The organism is Actinokineospora auranticolor (assembly GCF_002934265.1).
Taxonomy (GTDB): Bacteria; Actinomycetota; Actinomycetes; order Mycobacteriales; family Pseudonocardiaceae; genus Actinokineospora; species Actinokineospora auranticolor.
In genome coordinates this window covers 61,185-78,078 of record NZ_PTIX01000023.1, presented here as the reverse complement: position 1 = coordinate 78,078, position 16,894 = coordinate 61,185, and the positions used below count along the sequence as shown (strand labels likewise).

Below are 16,894 nucleotides of genomic sequence, written 5' to 3'. Positions count from 1 at the left end.
CGGCAGCACGGCGCTGGTGTTCGGGGTGGCCTTGGCGGCGGCGAATCTCCGGCCCGCCGTCACCAGTCTGGCACCCCTGCTGGAGGAGGTCCGCACCTCGGTTGGCGCGGGCCACGCCTGGGCCAGCGCGTTGACCGCCGTCCCGGTGGTCTGCTTCGGCGTGGCCGGGGTGGTCGCGCCCTGGCTGGGCGCCCGGTTCGGCCTGGCTCGGGCCGTCGGTTCGGCGCTGGTCCTGATCACGGTCGGCCTCCTGCTGCGGGTGCTCGGCCACGGGGCCTTCGCGTCCGCCGCGGTGCTGGGCGGCACGCTGGTGGCGTGCGCGGGCATCGCGGTGGGCAACGTGCTGCTGCCGGTCGTGGTCAAGCAGTCGTTCCCGAACCGCCTCGGTCTGATGACCGGCGTCTACATGGCCTCCCTGTCCGCGGGTGGCGGTCTCGGCGCGGCCGTCTCCGCACCGCTCTCCGACGCCCTGGGCGACTGGCGGATGGCGCTGGGCGCGTGGGCGCTGCTCGGGGCCGCCGCGCTCGCCGCTTGGTCGCTGGGCGCGCGGCACGCGCCGGGGGCGGTGGCGGCGGCACCGCCGCGTCCGGTCGGGTCGTTGCTGCGCGACCGCCTCGCTTGGACGGTGACCGTGTTCTTCGGTCTGCAGGCGCTGTTCGCCTACGTCGTCATGGGCTGGTTGCCCGAGGTGCTGATCGACGCGGGCGTCGACCGCACCACCGCCGGTGTCCACTTGGCGATCACCAGCCTCTTCGGCGTCCCGCTAGGCCTCCTGCTGCCCCCGCTCGCGGTCCGGGCCCGGTCCCAGTCCGTCGTCATCGTGCTGACCACGGCACTCGGCGCCGCTGGGATCGCGGGCCTGCTCGCCGCGCCCTCGGCCGCCCCGCTGCTCTGGACGCTGCTGATCGGCTTCGGCATGGGCGGCGTGTTCCCGCTGGCCATCACCCTCATCGCGCTGCGCACCGGCGACCCGGCCGACACCGCCGCGCTCTCGGCCATGACGCAGAGCGCGGGCTACCTCATCGGCGCGCTCGGCCCGTTCCTCTTCGGCCTGCTGCGCGGCCTGACCGGCGGCTGGACGACGTCGCTGGTCCTGGTCCTCGTCGTGCTCGCGGTGCAGGCCTGTTTCGGCTGGGCCGCGGGCCGTCCCGGCACCGTGCGGTCTAGCTGAGCGGGAGGTTCAGCAGGGCGTTCTCGACGACCTCCGGCATGCCCGGGTGGATCCAGTACTGGCCCCGGGCCATCGAGCGGGCGTCCAAGCCGAAGCTCATGGCCTGGATCAGCGGCTGGATCACCGTCGGCGCCTGCGGGCCGATGATGTGCGCGCCGAGCAGCAGACCCGTGTCCGGGTCGGCAATGACCTTGGCGAACCCGGTGGTGTCCTCCATCGCCCAGCCGTAGGCGATGCCGCCGTAGGCCTGGGTCGCGCTGACCCAGCGCAGCCCGCGCTCCTCGGCTTCCTGCTCGGTGACCCCGACGGACGCGATCTGCGGCGAGGTGAACACCGCGTGCGGCACGAACCGGTGGTCCGACGCGATCGGCTCGTCCGGGTGCAGCAGGTTGTGCTGCACGACCCGGGCCTCGTGGTTGGCCACGTGCTTGAGCTCGTACGGCGAGGAGATGTCGCCCAGCGCCCACACGCCTTCCGCCGTGGTCCGCTGGTACTGGTCGACCAGCACGTGACCGCTCGGCGCGACCTCGATCCCACCCGCGGCGACGTCGAGCTGGTCGGAGTTCGGGACCCGGCCGGTCGCCACGAGCAGCGAGTCCGCCTCGACGGACTCGGCGCCGCCAGGGCCCTCCAGGTGCAGCCGCACACCCGCGCCCGCGCGTTCGACGCGGACCGCCTTGCGCTCCAGCCGCACGTCCCAGCGCTCCCGGGCCAGCTCGGTGAACCGCAGGCTGACGTCGCGGTCCTCGGCGCGCAGCAGCCGGTCGGACCGGTTGACCACGGTGACCGCCACGCCGAACGCGGAGAACACGTGCGCGAACTCGGCGGCCACGAACCCGCCACCGAGGATGACCATGCTGCGCGGCAGTTCGTCCAAACGCATCACGGTGTCGCTGGTGTGGAAGTCCACCTCGGTCAGTCCCGGGATGTCCGGAACGACCGCGCGGCCCCCGGCGGCCAGCACGACCCGGTCCGCGGTCAGTTCCTCGACCGGTGACCCGTCGTTCGGCGTGACCGTCAGCGCGCGCGGACCGGTGAACCTGGCCGAACCGAGGTAGACGGTGACGTTCGCGTTGTCCGGGTGCTGCTGCCGGTACTCACGACCCCCGGCGGCGATCGGGTCGATCCGGCCGAAGATCCGGTCGCGGACGTCGGTCCACCGGACACCGTCCAACGTGGTGTCCACCCCCAACCGGGACGAGGTGGACGGTACGGCGGCCAGGTCGGCGGCGTGCACGAACATCTTCGTCGGGATGCACCCGACGTTCAGGCACGTCCCGCCGAACACCCCGCGCTCGACCAGCGCGACGCGCAGGCCCGCGAACCGCGGGTCGAGCAGCGAGTTCCCGGAGCCGGTACCGATGATCACCAGGTCGTAGTGGGCCACACCGCCATCCAACCCCAAATCCGGGACACCGCATTCCCGGACCGGCCGGGCCCGCGGTCAGTGCGCGTAGGTGGGGGTGATGATCGCCCTGGCCAGGGTGTGGAAGGCCAGGTTGAAGCCGACCACGGCCGGGCTCACATCGGGGCCCACATCCAGTTTCTCGACGTCCACGGCGTGCACGACGAAGTAGTACCGGTGGTCGTGGTCGCCCTGCGGCGGCGCGGCGCCGCCGTACGCGCGGGAACCGAAGTCCGACCGGACGTGGAACGCGTCCCCGGGCAGGCTGTCGTCGCCCGCGCCCGCGCCGGTGGGCAGCTCGGTGGTGCCCGCCGGGAGGTTCACCGCGACCCAGTGCCAGAACCCGCTCGGGATCGGCGCGTCCGGGTCGAAGCAGCTGACCACGTAGCTCTTGGTGCCCTCCGGCGCGCCGCTCCACGCGAGCTGCGGGGAGGTGTTCCGACCGCCCGCCGAGTCGTGCGCGTGCGCCAGGTCCAGCATCTCGCCGTCGCGCACGTCGGTCGAGGTCACGGTGAACGACCCGACCCGCGGCAGCAGCTCGTACGGGTCCGGGGCGACCGGGCGTTCCAGGCTCATGGGCTCTTCCTCCAGAGGTGGTGACTCTCCCGCGGGCGAATCTAGTCGCGCGCGGGGGCGGTCGTGGGACGGGTCCTCCCCGAATGCGGACCAACCGGACCCTGGTCTGCGCTTACTCTGGGGAGCACAGTCAGGGGATACATGGGGAGGACAGTTCTGTGACCGACAACGAGGTCTCGCAGTCGACCAGCCGGGTGCGGTTCCCGCGGATCAGCCCGCGCGCCTACGAGCACCCGGCCGACCGCGGCACCATGGCGAGCCTGCGGGCCGTCCCCGGCCTGTCCGACGTGCTCAAGACCGCGTCCGGGCTGTTCTCCGAGCGCGGCGAGCGGCTGCTCGCCCTGGCCTCGACCATCCGCGTGGGGGAGAAGCAGTACCCGAAGCTGGACCGGCTGCGCAACGAGGCCGCGGAGACGCTGGACCTGGATACCCCGACGCCGCTGTACGTCATGCGCTCCGCCGAGGCCCAGGCGCTGACCATCGGCATCGACGAGCCGTTCATCGTGCTGAGCACCGGCCTGGTCGAGGCGCTGGACACCGAGAGCCTGCGGTTCGTCATCGGCCACGAGATGGGCCACGTGCTCTCCGGGCACGCCGTGCTGCGCACGCTGCTGATCCGCCTGATCAACCTGAGCCAGACGGTGGCCTTCGTGCCCGCGGGCGCGCTCGGGCTGCGCGCGATCATCGCCGCGCTGCGCGAGTGGTTCCGCAAGGCGGAGCTGACCTGCGACCGCGCCGGGCTGCTGGTCTCGCAGGACCCGGCCGCCGCGCTGCGCACGCACGTCTACCTCTCGGGCGGCACCGACCTCACGCAGATCGACATCCCGTCGTTCCTCCAGCAGGCGAAGGAGTACGAGGAGGTCGACGACATCCGCGACAGCATCCACAAGCTGCGCTACGTGGAGGGGATGACCCACCCGTTCTCCGTGGTCCGCGCCGCGCAGCTGCAGCGGTGGGCGGCGTCGGAGGAGTACCGGTCGATCCTGGCGGGCGAGTACCAGCGCCGCGACGACGACAACGCCACCGGCTCGCTGGCCGACGACGTGAAGTCCGCGGCGCGCTCGTACCGCGACTCCTTCGCCAACTCGGTGGACCCGTTGGCCAAGATGCTCAGCGAGGTCGGGGACGTGGTGTCCGGCGCGGCGGGCAGGGTGTTCAACCGGTTCGGCGGCGACCGCGGGTCCAACGGCACCGGCGGCGACACCGAGTGACGTGCGCGGGTTCCCCCGGCGCAGGCGGGGGAACCCGGGTTTCCGCGTCAGTCCTGGCGATGCCTGGAGTGCTTCGGCCGGTGCTGCCACCAGCCGATGGCCGTGGCCGCCCCGACCATCAGCGTGGCCGCGCCCGTGGCCACCGCGGCGACCCCCGCCGTGGTCTGCCAGGTCGGGGCCGAGTAGGGGAAACCGACCGCGAACCAGAGAAGCCAGACCGCCAGGAAGAGCCATACCCGGCCGCTCTTGGGCTCCGACTTCGTGCTCGTCACCACCTGCGTCCTCCTTGAGTCGCACCAGTCCCGACCGCGCGGCGCACCGACGAGTGCGGGCGAATGGTCTGGACCCTTGCACTGTCGATACCTGCGAAAACGCCGCTGTGCCACGGGTTCCCTGTCGTCCGCGCGATCCATACCAGGGTCGCGGGGCCTGTGCGCGCCGTTACAGAGTTCCGACGGGTGGCGGTTATCGCGCGACGAGCGGTATCCGGGCTAGGTGCGCGGTGCGCACATGATCACCGCGACCCCGGCGAGGCACAGCGCGGCGCCGAGGTAGTCCCAGCGGTCCGGGCGGAAGCCGTCGACCACAACGGCCCAGGCCAATGAGCCCGCCACGAAGAAACCCCCGTAGGCGGCCAGGATCCGGCCGAAGTGCGCGTCCGACTGCAGCGTCGCGGCGAAGCCGTAGGCGCCGAGCGCGACCACCCCGCCGAGCACCCACAGCCAGCCCCGGTGTTCGCGCACCCCCTGCCACACGAGCCACGCGCCGCCGATCTCGGCCACGGCGGCGAGCAGGAAGAAGCCGATCGAGCGCAGGACGTCCACGGCTACTTCCCGGTCGCGCTGAAGTGCTGCAGGTCCACCGGCGAGGTCCAGGTGCCGCCCCAGGCCCAGCCGATGCCCGCGAACGCGCGGGTGACCACCTCACCTGGCAGCACCATGCCGGGGCGGCGGTTCGACCTGTCCACATAGGACGATGCGAGTTCGGGGAGTACCAGGCTGCCCTTGCGGTAGGGGTTGCAGAACGGGTTCACGTCCACGGCCAGCCCGTAGGCGTGCGCGGACCAGGTCGTCGCGCCCCGGGTGGGGCGGCAGACGAAGGCGCCCGTGTTGTTGCCGTCACCGGTCGGCGGCAAGTCCATTTCGGACAGTGCGGTGACGCGCATCTCCTCCAGCGGGAAGCGCGCGGCGAAGAGCTGACCGAAGACCCTGGTGACGTCGGCGGCCACCCGGGCGTTGACGATCATCTCCCCGGTGTGCGCGCGACCGTCGAACCCCCAGAAGGACATGGTCAGGTAGCGCAGGTCGGCCCGCGTGACCGGGCAGGACGGCTGCCAGGTGCTGCGGTTGAGCACCGCGTCGGGCACCTCGGCGACGGTGGACCGGTAGCCGTCGCCCGCGGGCGGTGGCAGCAGGTCCTTGGTCGGCAGGGAGCGGTTGACCAGCACGGGCGGGGTGGTCAGGACCTCGCCGAAACCGTCGGAGCGCCGGGGCAGGGGGTGGGCGCCGACGACCCAGGCGGGGGCGGCCGCGGTCGGCGGGGCGGTCGTGGTGGTCGGCGTGGGGGACGCGGTGGTTGTTGTCGTCGGCGGGGGAGTCGGCGGGGGAGTGGTGACCGTGGGTGCCGGTCGGCTGGGCGGGGTGGTCTGGAGCTGGCTGGCCCGCTGCTGCTCGGGCGTGACACAGCCCGCCACGGTGACCAGGGCGGTGAGCGCGGCGGCGGCGAGGACGGCGGTGCGGTGCACGGCTCCAGCATGCCGCACCGGCGATTCCACCCGATCTAGCGACAACGCAGAGTTACGGTCCGGACGCGTTCTGACCTAGCGTCGTCACCCGACTCCCCGGTTCCGGGGTGCCTCCCCGCGGTCCCCTCGACAGGAGCCCAAGCCATGAGCCGTCTCACCCGCCGGATCCTCGGCGGCCTGGCGATCTTCGCGGTCGTCGCCGCGATCCTCGGCCAGTTCTTCAAGGCCGACGCCAGCGAGCAGATCGTCGGCGGCGGCCGCGTGTCGATCGCCGACCACCCGTACGCGGTCTACCTGGTCACCCCGGAGGGCTTCCAGTTCTGCGGCGGCACCCTGGTCGCCCCGGACCGCGTGGTCACCGCCGCGCACTGCGCCGTCGCCTTCGACCCCGCCGACGTGCGCGTGGTCGCGGGCCGCGAGGACAAGCAGGGCGGCGCGGGGGTGATCACCGCCGTGACGGGTATCTGGGTCCACCCCGACTACGTCGACGTCACCCGCGGCGACGACGTCGCGGTGCTGCGCCTCGCCGACCGCCTGCCGTACCGCCCGCTGCCCCTGGCGGGCGACCGGACCCTGTACACGGCAGGCACCGACGCCACGATCCTCGGCTGGGGCCGCACCACCCCGTCGGGCGGTTCGTCGCGGTACCTGCTGGGCGCGCAGGTCCCCCTGGTGTCGGACCTCGAGTGCGCGGGCGACTACGACAGCTTCTACGCGTCCGCCATGGTCTGCGCCGGCCTGCCCCAGGGCGGCGTCGACACCTGCCAGGGCGACTCGGGCGGCCCCCTGGTGGTCGACGGCAGGCTCGTCGGCATCGCCTCCTGGGGCGAGGGCTGCGCGGAGGCCGGGAAGCCGGGCGTCTACACGCGCGTGGCGGCCTACGCGGACCTCATCGCCGCGCACGTGTGATAGCCATGTCGACGTGGCACTGCACCGCGCGACCGGCCCGGACCTGAAACCCGCCGACCTGTACGCGATCCTGCGCCTGCGGGCGGCGGTGTTCGTGGTGGAGCAGGACTGCGCCTACCAGGACGTCGACGGCCGCGACCTGGACCCCGACACCGTCCACCTGTGGTGGCAGGAGCCGGACGCGCTCGCGGCCTACCTCCGGGTACTCGGCGCGCCGGGCACGGAACGCCGGATCGGCCGGGTGTGCACCGCGGAGTCCGCGCGCGGTACGGGCCTGGGCGGGAAGCTGATGGCCGCGGCCCTGGCGGTCGTAGGCGCGGACGAGAGCGTGCTCGACGCCCAAACCCAGGCCCAGGGCCTCTACGCGCGGTTCGGCTACGTGGCGGAGGGCGAGGAGTTCCTGGAGGACGGCATCCCGCACATCCGCATGCGCCGCCCGGCGAGCTGACCGGGCGAACCGACCAGGCGCACGCCTCCGGCCCCCGGAATCAATTTTCCCGGCCCGCACCGACGTTTCCGGGCGAAGACGATCATGCCTGTGGACAACCCGGCCGCCATCCCACCCGGGGTCGGACTTGTCCACAGGCATGGTCTCTACCCGCCGGTACCGTCGGTCGCCGCCGGTAAGCTGGATACCGGGGGCCGGAGGCGCGTCTTGATCAACTGGCGGGCATTCGGACGCGCGGTTCCGAGCCCCGCATCTCCTGATCAACAGATCGGTCGCCTGCGAGCGGTCGGACATGCTCGCCGCGCTACCGGGGGTCGTGCGTGCACGCGGACAACCCCAAGCGATCAGCCCTGATCGCCTCCGGTTGCGACTCCAGCAGCCTCGCAACAGGCTGGGCACGCTGCCGGGGGACTCTGGGGGCGTGAGTCGCGGTTGGTCGATCAGTGTGTAGATGTCGTGCCGGACAGGACTGCTGAAGGCGCGTCGCCTACCCGGACCTCCGCTCGTGCCGCGTGGGGCACGTCTCGGGACAAAGTGCGCCACCGAGGGCCTTCGGGCGCGGTTAGTCGATCCCTGAGCAGATGTCGTGCCAGGAGGGGACTGCCGAAGGCGTGTCGCCTGCTCCGACCCAGACTCGGCTCGCGCCGCGTGAGCGGGTGCCGCCCCGTGCACGCCCGGGCTGGCGCCCCATGTGTCTCCGGGCGCACGGGTCGGGGTTGGTCGATCCGTGTGCGGATGTCGTGCCAGGACAGGACGGCCGAAGGCGCGTCGCCCACCCAGACCTCCGCGCGCGCCGCGTCAGGTCACGCCCGGGGCGCGTGCCGGGTGATCACGTCCACCGCGCGGTCGATCTCCCGTTCGCTCAGGTCCGCGCGCGCGGTCAACCGCAGTCGCGAGATCGAGTCCGGCACCGACGGCGGCCGGAAGCACCCCACCCAAACCCCCGCCTCCCGGCACTCGCTCGCCCAGGTCACCGCCGCGTCCGGGGACGGCGCCCGCACCGACACGACCGCCGCCGTCGGCTCGCTCACCGCCAACCCCGCCGCCGCCAACCGCTCGGCGAGGGTCCGCGCGACCTCCAGTGCCCGCGCCGGCCGTTCCGGCTCCTCCTTCACCACCGACAGCGCCGCCAACGCCGCCGCCGTGCTCGCCGGGGCCAGGCCGGTGTCGAAGATGAAGCTGCGCGCGTTGTCCACCAGGTGCCGGATCACCCGCCGCGGGCCGAGCACCACCCCGCCCTGCGCCCCCAGGGCCTTCGACAGCGTCGCCGTGATCACCACGTCCGGCGCCCCCGCCAACCCCGCCGCCGCGACCGCGCCCCGGCCGCCCTCACCCAGCACCCCGAGGCCGTGCGCGTCGTCCACGATCAACGCCGCCTTGTGCTGACGGCACGCCGCCGCCAACTCCGCCAGCGGCGCCAGGTCCCCGTCCACGCTGAACACCGAGTCGGTGACGAACACCGCCCGCTCGGTCCGCCGCGTGGACAACGCGCGCGCCGCCGCCGCCGGGTCGCAGTGCCCGGTCACCGCGATCTCGGCCCGGGAGAGCCTGCACCCGTCGATCAGCGACGCGTGGATGTGGGAGTCGGTGACGATCGAGCAGTTCTTGCCCGACAGCGCGGTCACCGCGCCCAGGTTCGCCGTGAAGCCCGACGAGAACACCAGCGCCGCCTGGGTCCCGCAGAACCTGGCTAGCTCGAACTCCAGCTCGCTGTGCAGGTCCGTGCTCCCGGTCACCAGCCGCGACCCGGTCGACCCCGTGCCCCAGCGCAGCGCCGCGGCCGCCGCCGCGCCCATGACCCGCTTGTCCCTGGCCAGGCCGAGGTAGTCGTTGCCCGCGAGGTCGAGCAGGTCCGAGTCGTGCGCGCGCGGGCGCAGCTGCCTGGCCAGGCCCGCGCGGCGCCGGTCGTCGGCGTGCGCGTCGAGCCAGTCGAAGACCTGGTCGGCGGGGTCGGGTGCGTCGGGGTTCACGCGGGCGAGTCTCGCACCGGCCCAGGTCCGGGTGCCCTCGGGGCCGGACGATACGGTCGTGCAATGCGTGGCGCCGTGAGTTTCGTGGGAGCTGGACCGGGTGCGGCCGACCTCATCACCCTGCGCGGGGCGAGCCGGATCGCCGAGGCGGACCTGGTGCTGTACACGCCGGGCACGACCGATCCGGTGTGGCTGCGCGGCCAAGTCCGCGTCGACGCCGAACTGGTCGACCACGCGCGCCTGGACGCCGACGAGCTCGCCGAGCTGTACCGCAGGCTCGCCAGCCGCCGCCACCGCGCGGTGCGGCTGGTCGCGGGCGACCCCGCGCTGAGCCCGGACCTGCGCGAGCAGCGCGAGCTGTGCGGGAAGCTGGGGCTCGACGTCGAGGTCGTCCCGGGTATCTCGCCGGTTTCGGCCGCCGCGGCGGCGACCGGCAACGCGGTCACCGAGCTGGGCGGGGTGGACACGTTCGTCTTCACCGAGGCCGAGTTCGACCGGGTGCGGGAACTGGCCGTCGAGGGGCGGACGGTCGCGGTGCACGCCCCCGCCGCCCGCGCCGCCGAACTGGCCGAGGCGCTGGCCGGGCTCGACCCGGAGGTGCCGGTGGTGGTCGCCTACAAGGTGAGCCGGTCCGACGAGGTGCTGCTGCGCACGACCCTCGGCGAGTTGGCGGCCGAGGTCAAGGCCGCCAACCTGTGGCGGCACGCGCTGTTCCTGGTCGGCGACGCGGTGCGCGAGTCCAAGCCGCGAGCCGGGTACGCGCCGCGCGAGTCCGAGCCGGGCCGCCGCTGGACGTCCCGGAGCTGGCGGTCGGCCAAGTCCGGCGAGAGCTGGTCCAAGCGGGGCAACGGTTCGGTGGCGGTGGTCGAGGCACCCGAGCCGGAGACGCCCGAACCCGAGGCCGACGTGCCCGAGCCCGCGCCGAAGCCCGCTGCGGCCGCCAAGACCACCAAGCCCGCCGCTGCGGCCAAGAAGCAGCAGCCGCGCGCCCGGACCACTACGGCCAAGCGGGCACCCCGCAAGTCCTGACCGGCCGGTAGCGCTGTGGTCGAATACCCGCCATGACGGTGACCGTGGTGGGGTTCGGGGACTCCGGTGCGTTGGTGGCCGCGCTGGCCAAGGCCGATGTGGTCGTCGGCCCGCGCGCGTTGTCCGACACCGGCGACGAGCGCGTGTTCACGACACTCGACGAGTCCGCGCTGGAAGCGTTGAGAACGGCCGAATCCGCCGTAGTGGTCACCGACGGCGATCCCGGCTTCTTCGGTGTCTTACGCACTCTCCGCGCACACGGCTTACCTATCGCCGTAGTACCAACGCTCACCGACGTGCAACGTCTCGCCGCCACACTCGGACGGCCCTGGGACGACATCAAGGTCGTAAGCGCGCGCGGTAGGGACTACCGCCGCGCGGTTAACCTTTGCCGCGCCAACAAGGCCGTCGCGGTCCTGACCGCCCCCGGTGCCGGTCCCGCCGAACTCGGCGCGGAGTTGGTGGGCTGGCGCCGAACCCTCACCGTGGTCGAGGGAGTCGGCGGGTCCGCCGAGCAGTTGTCCACTGTGGACGCGGCGACCGCCGCGCGGCGCGTGTGGCGCGAGCCCACTCTCGTCCTGTGCCTCGCCGATCCCGAGTCGGCGGGCCACGACACCTGGATCGCGGGCGGCGACCCGGTCCCGCCGCCGTCCTGGGCCCTGGACGAAAGCGCTTTCGCCACCCGGGAAGGTGTCGTCCTCCCGGCTGAGGCCCGCGCCGTCGCCCTGTCCCGCCTGGCACCCCGACCCGGCACCCTGGTGTGGGACGTCCACGCCGGTGCGGGCGCGGTCGCCGTCGAGGCGGCCCGGCTCGGTGCCGCCGTCATCGCGGTGGAACCGGACCCGGGCCTCTGCGTGCGGATCGTCGCCAACGCCGCCGCGCACGCCGTCGACCTCCTCCTGGTCGACGAGCCCCCACCCCGGTCCCTCGCCGACCTGCCCCGCCCGGACGCCATCCACCTCGGCACCACCGACCCCGACGTCGTCCGCGCCTGCGCCGCCGCCAACCCGGCCCGGCTCGTCATCACCGCCGACGACGGCCTCGACCAACTGGGCCGCACCCGCGCGGTCCTCGCCGACGCCGGCTACGCCCCGGACGCCTGCCACCTCACCGCGACGCGCCTCGACGGCAGCACCACGGCCCGCTCCACGTTCCTGATCTGGGCCGCCCGCGACTGATCGCTTAACCGCGCGGATCGCGAACTGGTCTACGTCGGTGCGCGGATAACGCCCGGTCAACCCCGTGTGTCCGGTGGAAAACGCGGGAACCGGCTTGGCGCCGCGCCAGTTCGCCGTCGGAGCCGCGGGAATTCCGGTGAATCACGTGCCTTGCCGCCCGCTCGAGGTCGGGAGTCACTGGCCGGAACGCTTGTGCGCAAGGAAAAACGCAACTTGCCGATCGAAAGTGGATCACCGGCTTTTCGGCCCACGACGGTTATCGGTTGACCATTCAAGAAGGACGCCCCACGTCCGTTGTCGACCGGCGCAATCGTCCCGGGAGCGCTCCCCGGCAATGTGCCGAACCGGATCGCGCAACAGGTTCGGCACAGTGGCCCACGGACCGTTGCTAGACCAATAGGATCGCCGCAGGGGTTCGGGACGAGCGGAGAAATTGTGAACACTGCGCGAACTGTTCGACTCTCCCGGCGGTCGCTCTTAGCCGTCGGCGTGGGACTCGGCGCCGGGCTCATCGCGGGCTGCCAGGCGCAGGGCGCCCCGCCGCCCCAGACCGCCCAGCCGCTCACCGACTCCACCGACGCCCAACCCGTCGTCACCGACCGCGTGCTCTCGCCCGGTCGGTACCGCGAGGTCGACATCGTCATCATCCGGCCGACCGGCGTGCGGGCCTCCTTGCCCGTCTGCGTGGCCCTGCACGACCGGCCGGGCGGCGCCAAGGCGTTCCTGGAGTACGGATTGCCCGCCATGCTCGACAAGGTCGTCGCGAGCGGCGCCCCGCCCTTCGCGGTCGCCGCCGTCGACGGCGGCAACTGGGTCGGCGACAAGGACGACGAGCCGCAGCGGATGCTCAACCAGGACCTCCCCGGCTGGCTGACCTACCACGACCTGGCCAGCACCCCGTTCGCCGTGATCGGCGTCGGCGAGGGCGCCTCCGGCGCGTTCAACCAGGCCAAGAACCCCGGTTTCGCCGCGGTGGCCATGATCAGCCCCGCGCTGTTCGACAGCTGGGCCGACGCGGACAAGAGCAAGATCTTCGACGATCGCGGCCAGTGGGAGCGGTCGGAGCCGCTGCGGCACAGCACGGAACTGGGCAACGTCCCGCTGGGCGTGTGGTGCGGCACAGAGGCGCCGAACATCGCGCGGGCCCGGCAGCTCGCCGAGCGCGCCAAGGCGGCCAAGGCGTCGTTCACCCCCGGCGGCCACACCCCGGACTACTTCAAGACCGCGCTCCCCGAGGCGCTGGCCTTCGCCGCCGAGCACCTGTAGGGCCCCTCCGCGCCGTTACAGGTGGGCGGCTGACTGTGGGGTAGGACTTATGGGACACAGCCCCGGGGTGGGCGCCGGGTAGCCTTGCTTCCTCGCGTGGACAACCCGCGCGCGTGAACTGGGGACCTTGACGCGATGAGTGAGCAGCACGAGCCCATGCCCGAGATGGCGCCGCAGCCCGCCACCGACCACACCGGGGCGCTGCGGCTGGGCATCGTCCCCCTGCGGCCGCTGAAACTCGGCGACATCCTCAGCGGCGCGTGGCAGGCGCTGCGCCTCAACGCGGGGGCGCTGGTCGGGGTGTCGCTGCTCGTCACGGCGGCGTCCGAGGTGCTCACCCGCCTCATCGCGGGCGCTTCGGCGAGCAGCGCCACCCAGGTGGTGACGTCCACCGCGGTCGACTCGACGAAGGTGAACTGGTCCGGGCTGTGGTCGCTGCTGGGCAGCTTCGGCCTCCTGATCGTCATCATCGGCCTGTTCAGCGTGGTCATCTCGGGCGTGGTCAACGTCGTGGTCCCGCGCGCGGTCTTCGGGCACGGCACGAGCGCCTCGGCCGCCTTGCGCGGGCTGCGGCCGTCGGTGGGCAAGCTCATCGGGGTCAGCCTGCTGTCCTGGCTCGTCTACCTGCTGATCGGCGCCATCGCGGTGTTCGGCATCGTCGCGACCGGCCAGTCGGGCTCGCTGCTCGTCCTGCCGGTGTTCGGCATCATCGCCTACCTGGCCACGGCGTGGTCGTTCGCGCCGTCGGTCGCCGTGGTCGAGGGCCTCGGCCCGGCCGAAGCGCTGGCGCGGTCCAAGTCGCTGGTGCACGCGGTGGGCTGGTGGCGGGTCTTCGGGTACATGGCGCTGGTGGGCGCCATGACCGGGCTCGTGCTCGGCGCGCTCACGGCGCTGCTGGCCACGGTCACCCACGACAACGGCGCCGTCGACGCGGTGGTCACGATCCTGGCCACCACCGTGATCACGCCGTTCACGCAGACCGTGCAGACCCTGCTCTACGTCGACCACCGCGCCCGCACCGAGGGCATCGAGGGCCTCTGGCGCGTCGCGGGCTGATCAGCCGAACACCAGGTCCGGGTCCTCGATCCGGCCGTGGCGCAGCAGGGCGACGTCCCTCGGGTAGTTCTGGTACAGCCGCCACGGCGGTGCCTCGCCCTGGCGCGGCATCAGGTGCACCGTCCGCCGCACGTAGGTGGAGGTGAAGTCCACGAACGGCTCCGTCGCCTGCCCCTCCGGCGGGCGCGGCGTCACCCGGCTGAGCCCGCGCTCGCGCATGTGGATGATCAACCGGCACACGTACTGGGCCACCAGGTCGATCTTGAGCGTCCACGACGCGTTGGTGTAGCCCATGGCCACGGCCAGGTTCGGCACGCCGCCGAGCAGCATCCCCTTGTAGGTCACCGTGTCCGAGTAGTCGACCTCGACGCCGTCGACGGTGATCGCCACCCCGCCGAACGGCACGACGTGCAGACCCGTCGCGGTGACCACGATGTCGGCGTCCACGTGCCCGCCGGAGGCCAGCGCCAGGCCGCGCTCGGTGAACGACTCGACCCGGTCCGTGACGACCTCGGCGCGGCCCGTGCGCAGCACCCGGAACAGGTCCCCGTCGGCGGCGAAGCACACCCGCTGCGTCCACGGGTCGTAGTCCGGCCGGAAGTGCGTGTCCACCGGGTAGTCCGCGGGCAGTTGCCGACGCGCGCCCCAGCGGATCAGCTTGCGCACCAGGGCGGGCCTGCGCCGCGCCAGGGTGAAGAACGACAGCGCGAACAAGGCGTTCTTCCAGCGCAGCACCGGGTGCGCGACGCGACCGGGCAGCACCCGGCGCAGCAGCCCGGCGACCGGGTCCCGCGAGCTGAGCGAGACCACGTAGCTCGGCGACCGCTGCACCATCACCACGTGCGCGGCCCGCTCGGCCAGCGCCGGGACCAGGGTGACGGCCGTGGCACCGCTGCCGATGACGGCCACCCGCTTCCCGGTCCAGTCCAGGTCCTCCGGCCAGCGCTGCGGGTGCGCCACCGTCCCGCCGAACCGGTCCCGACCGGCGAACTCCGGGGTGTGGCCGTGCTCGTAGCCGAAGAAGCCCGCGCAGGAGAACAGGAAGCCGCACGTCATCCGGACCGTCTCGGAGCCGTGCGCGGCGGTGACGGTCCACCGGCCGGTCGCGGAGTTCCACTCGGCCGCGGTGACCCGGTGGTCGAAGCGCACCAGGCGGTCGACGCCGTACTCGCGGGCGGTGTCGACGATGTACTCGCGGATCGACGTCCCGTCGGCGATCGCCGACGCGCCCGGCCAGGGGCGGAAGGAGTAGCCCAGCGTGTACATGTCCGAGTCCGACCGCACGCCCGGGTAGCGGAACAGGTCCCACGTGCCGCCGATCGCCGACCGCGCCTCCAGCACCGCCACGCTCGCGTCCGGCACCCTGGTGCGCAGGTGGCAGGCGGCGGCGACACCGGACAACCCGGCCCCGATGACCAGGACGTCGACGTGCTCGTGCGGCATGGCGCTCCTCTCCGGCGGATCCGGCCCGATCCGGCGGGCACCGTACCAATCACCCAGCGTCATACCCGGTCGGGCGGCACCCGGTCACCCGCCCGGTCACCTCGATCACACTGTCGTGCGGCGCACTCCGGTCCGGTGGGTCCCACCGGGCATGCTGTCCGGCATGTCAGTGGAGCAGCACTACCTGGCCGGCCTCGACCTCGCGGGGCGCCGCGTCGTCGTGGTCGGCGGCGGCACCGTGGCGCAGCGGCGGCTGCCCCGGTTGGTCCGCTCGGGCGCCTCGGTCGAGGTCGTCTCGCCGGAGGTCACCCCGTCCGTGCAGGCCATGGCCGACGCCGGTGAGGTCACCTGGCACCGCAGGCCCTACCGGGACGGCGACCTCGCCGACGCGTGGTACGTGCTGTGCTGCACGTCGGTCACCGAGGTCAACGCCGCCGTGGCCGCGGAGGCCGAGCGGGTGCGGGTGTTCTGCGTGCGCGCGGACGCGGGCATCGCGGGCAGCGCCGTCACCCCGGCCACCGGGGACCACGACGGGCTCCTGGTCGGCGTGCTCGCCCAGGGCGACCACCAGCGCTCGGCCGCCGTGCGCGACGGCCTGCTCGACGCCCTGCGCGAGGGCCGGGCCAGCGCCCAGGACCGGCAGCCCGCGGGCGTGGCGCTGGTCGGCGGCGGGCCGGGTGACCCCGAGCTGATCACGGTGCGCGGCAGGCGGTTGCTGGCCCGCGCCGACGTGGTCGTGGCCGACCGGCTCGGCCCGCGCGACCTGCTCGACGAGCTGCCGCCCAACGTGCTGGTGATCGACGCGGCCAAGATCCCCTACGGCCGCGCGGCCAGCCAGGACGCGATCAACGAGGCACTGGTCGAGCACGCCAAGGCGGGCCGGTTCGTGGTGCGGCTCAAGGGCGGCGACCCGTACCTGTTCGGCCGCGGCTTCGAGGAGCTCATCGCCTGCGCCAAGGCGGGCGTGCCGGTGACCGTGGTTCCGGGCGTCACCTCCGCGTTCGCGGTGCCTGCGGTCGCCGACGTGCCCGTGACGCACCGCGGCGTCGCGCACGAGGTGGTCGTCGTCTCCGGCCACATCGTCCCCGACGACCCCGCCTCGCTGACCGACTGGTCGGCGCTGGCGCGGCTCACCGGCACCATCGTGCTGATGATGGGCGTGGAGAAGCTGGCGCGGTTCACCGACGCGCTCATCGCGGGCGGTCGCCCGGCCTCGACGCCGGTCGCGGTCGTGCAGGAGGGGACGACCCACGCCCAGCGCGTGCTGCGGTCGACCCTCGACGCGGTGGCCGCCGACGTCGAGGCCCAGGGGTTCCGGCCGCCCGCGGTGACGGTGATCGGTCCAGTGGCTGGGATGGTCGGGGAACTCGCGTAGCGTTAACCCGAAATCTCCCCCGAGATCTCGGCGCTGGGGCATACTGGAAATCTCGGAAGCCGTGTCCGGACACGGTTTTGGGCGGCGGGACCGGAGTCCCGCCGCCCAAGAGC

At 73.0% G+C, this 16,894-nt stretch carries 16 protein-coding genes; 9 read left to right on the top strand and 7 right to left on the bottom strand.

Annotation, left to right across the window (positions count from 1 at the left end; all coding sequences use genetic code 11):
• Positions 1-16: 16 nt before the first annotated feature.
• A complete protein-coding gene (locus CLV40_RS29865; RefSeq protein ID WP_245931650.1) occupies positions 17-1,171 on the top strand; it encodes an MFS transporter in 1,155 nt (384 codons plus the stop codon).
• Here the strand turns inward: CLV40_RS29865 and CLV40_RS29860 are convergent.
• Positions 1,164-2,558 (bottom strand): mycothione reductase, encoded by a 1,395-nt coding sequence (locus tag CLV40_RS29860; RefSeq protein WP_104482345.1) that lies wholly within the window; start codon positions 2,556-2,558, stop codon positions 1,164-1,166. The genes CLV40_RS29865 and CLV40_RS29860 overlap by 8 nt on opposite strands.
• A gap of 57 nt (positions 2,559-2,615) precedes the next feature.
• Positions 2,616-3,152: a YbhB/YbcL family Raf kinase inhibitor-like protein gene (locus CLV40_RS29855; RefSeq protein ID WP_104482344.1), complete on the bottom strand. Its 537-nt coding sequence runs from the start codon at positions 3,150-3,152 to the stop codon at positions 2,616-2,618.
• A 158-nt stretch (positions 3,153-3,310) separates the two neighbouring features.
• Between CLV40_RS29855 and CLV40_RS29850 the strand changes: the two genes are divergently transcribed.
• Positions 3,311-4,363 (top strand): M48 family metallopeptidase, encoded by a 1,053-nt coding sequence (locus tag CLV40_RS29850; RefSeq protein WP_245931649.1) that lies wholly within the window; start codon positions 3,311-3,313, stop codon positions 4,361-4,363.
• 47 nt (positions 4,364-4,410) lie between these two features.
• Here the strand turns inward: CLV40_RS29850 and CLV40_RS29845 are convergent, their stop codons facing one another.
• The 3 genes from CLV40_RS29845 to CLV40_RS29835 all read right to left on the bottom strand — a co-directional run bounded on the left by CLV40_RS29845 (position 4,411) and on the right by CLV40_RS29835 (position 6,107).
• Positions 4,411-4,635 carry a hypothetical protein gene (locus CLV40_RS29845; RefSeq protein WP_146108288.1) on the bottom strand — a complete coding sequence of 75 codons (225 nt, stop codon included), beginning with the start codon at positions 4,633-4,635 and terminating at the stop codon, positions 4,411-4,413.
• 219 nt (positions 4,636-4,854) lie between these two features.
• Positions 4,855-5,187, bottom strand: a complete 333-nt coding sequence (locus CLV40_RS29840) for a YnfA family protein (RefSeq protein WP_104482341.1) — start codon at positions 5,185-5,187, stop codon at positions 4,855-4,857.
• Between the two features lie 2 nt (positions 5,188-5,189).
• Complete coding sequence (locus tag CLV40_RS29835) at positions 5,190-6,107, bottom strand: M15 family metallopeptidase (protein WP_245931648.1); 918 nt, start codon at positions 6,105-6,107, stop codon at positions 5,190-5,192.
• A 144-nt stretch (positions 6,108-6,251) separates the two neighbouring features.
• Between CLV40_RS29835 and CLV40_RS29830 the strand changes: the two genes are divergently transcribed.
• Positions 6,252-7,016 carry a S1 family peptidase gene (locus CLV40_RS29830; RefSeq protein ID WP_104482340.1) on the top strand — a complete coding sequence of 255 codons (765 nt, stop codon included), beginning with the start codon at positions 6,252-6,254 and terminating at the stop codon, positions 7,014-7,016.
• 13 nt (positions 7,017-7,029) lie between these two features.
• A complete protein-coding gene (locus tag CLV40_RS29825; protein WP_104482339.1) occupies positions 7,030-7,464 on the top strand; it encodes a GNAT family N-acetyltransferase in 435 nt (144 codons plus the stop codon).
• 803 nt (positions 7,465-8,267) lie between these two features.
• Here CLV40_RS29825 and CLV40_RS29820 read toward each other — a convergent pair.
• Positions 8,268-9,434: an 8-amino-7-oxononanoate synthase gene (locus tag CLV40_RS29820; RefSeq protein WP_104482338.1), complete on the bottom strand. Its 1,167-nt coding sequence runs from the start codon at positions 9,432-9,434 to the stop codon at positions 8,268-8,270.
• A gap of 63 nt (positions 9,435-9,497) precedes the next feature.
• On the opposite strand from CLV40_RS29820, the gene CLV40_RS29815 reads away from it, so the two are divergent.
• From CLV40_RS29815 to CLV40_RS29800, 4 genes are all read left to right on the top strand, one after another.
• Positions 9,498-10,463 carry a cobalt-precorrin-4/precorrin-4 C(11)-methyltransferase gene (locus CLV40_RS29815; protein WP_104482337.1) on the top strand — a complete coding sequence of 322 codons (966 nt, stop codon included), beginning with the start codon at positions 9,498-9,500 and terminating at the stop codon, positions 10,461-10,463.
• A gap of 32 nt (positions 10,464-10,495) precedes the next feature.
• A complete protein-coding gene (locus CLV40_RS29810; protein ID WP_104482336.1) occupies positions 10,496-11,641 on the top strand; it encodes a bifunctional cobalt-precorrin-7 (C(5))-methyltransferase CbiE/decarboxylating cobalt-precorrin-6B (C(15))-methyltransferase CbiT in 1,146 nt (381 codons plus the stop codon).
• 435 nt (positions 11,642-12,076) lie between these two features.
• Complete coding sequence (locus CLV40_RS29805; protein WP_146108287.1) at positions 12,077-12,907, top strand: alpha/beta hydrolase; 831 nt, start codon at positions 12,077-12,079, stop codon at positions 12,905-12,907.
• 135 nt (positions 12,908-13,042) lie between these two features.
• Complete coding sequence (locus CLV40_RS29800) at positions 13,043-13,963, top strand: hypothetical protein (protein WP_104482334.1); 921 nt, start codon at positions 13,043-13,045, stop codon at positions 13,961-13,963.
• On the opposite strand, the gene CLV40_RS29795 is transcribed toward CLV40_RS29800, so the two are convergent.
• Positions 13,964-15,406 carry a flavin-containing monooxygenase gene (locus CLV40_RS29795; protein WP_104482333.1) on the bottom strand — a complete coding sequence of 481 codons (1,443 nt, stop codon included), beginning with the start codon at positions 15,404-15,406 and terminating at the stop codon, positions 13,964-13,966.
• Between the two features lie 163 nt (positions 15,407-15,569).
• Here CLV40_RS29795 and cobA point away from each other — a divergent pair, with 163 nt between their 5' ends.
• Complete coding sequence (gene cobA / locus CLV40_RS29790; protein WP_104482378.1) at positions 15,570-16,781, top strand: uroporphyrinogen-III C-methyltransferase; 1,212 nt, start codon at positions 15,570-15,572, stop codon at positions 16,779-16,781.
• The last annotated feature ends 113 nt before the right edge of the window (positions 16,782-16,894 follow it).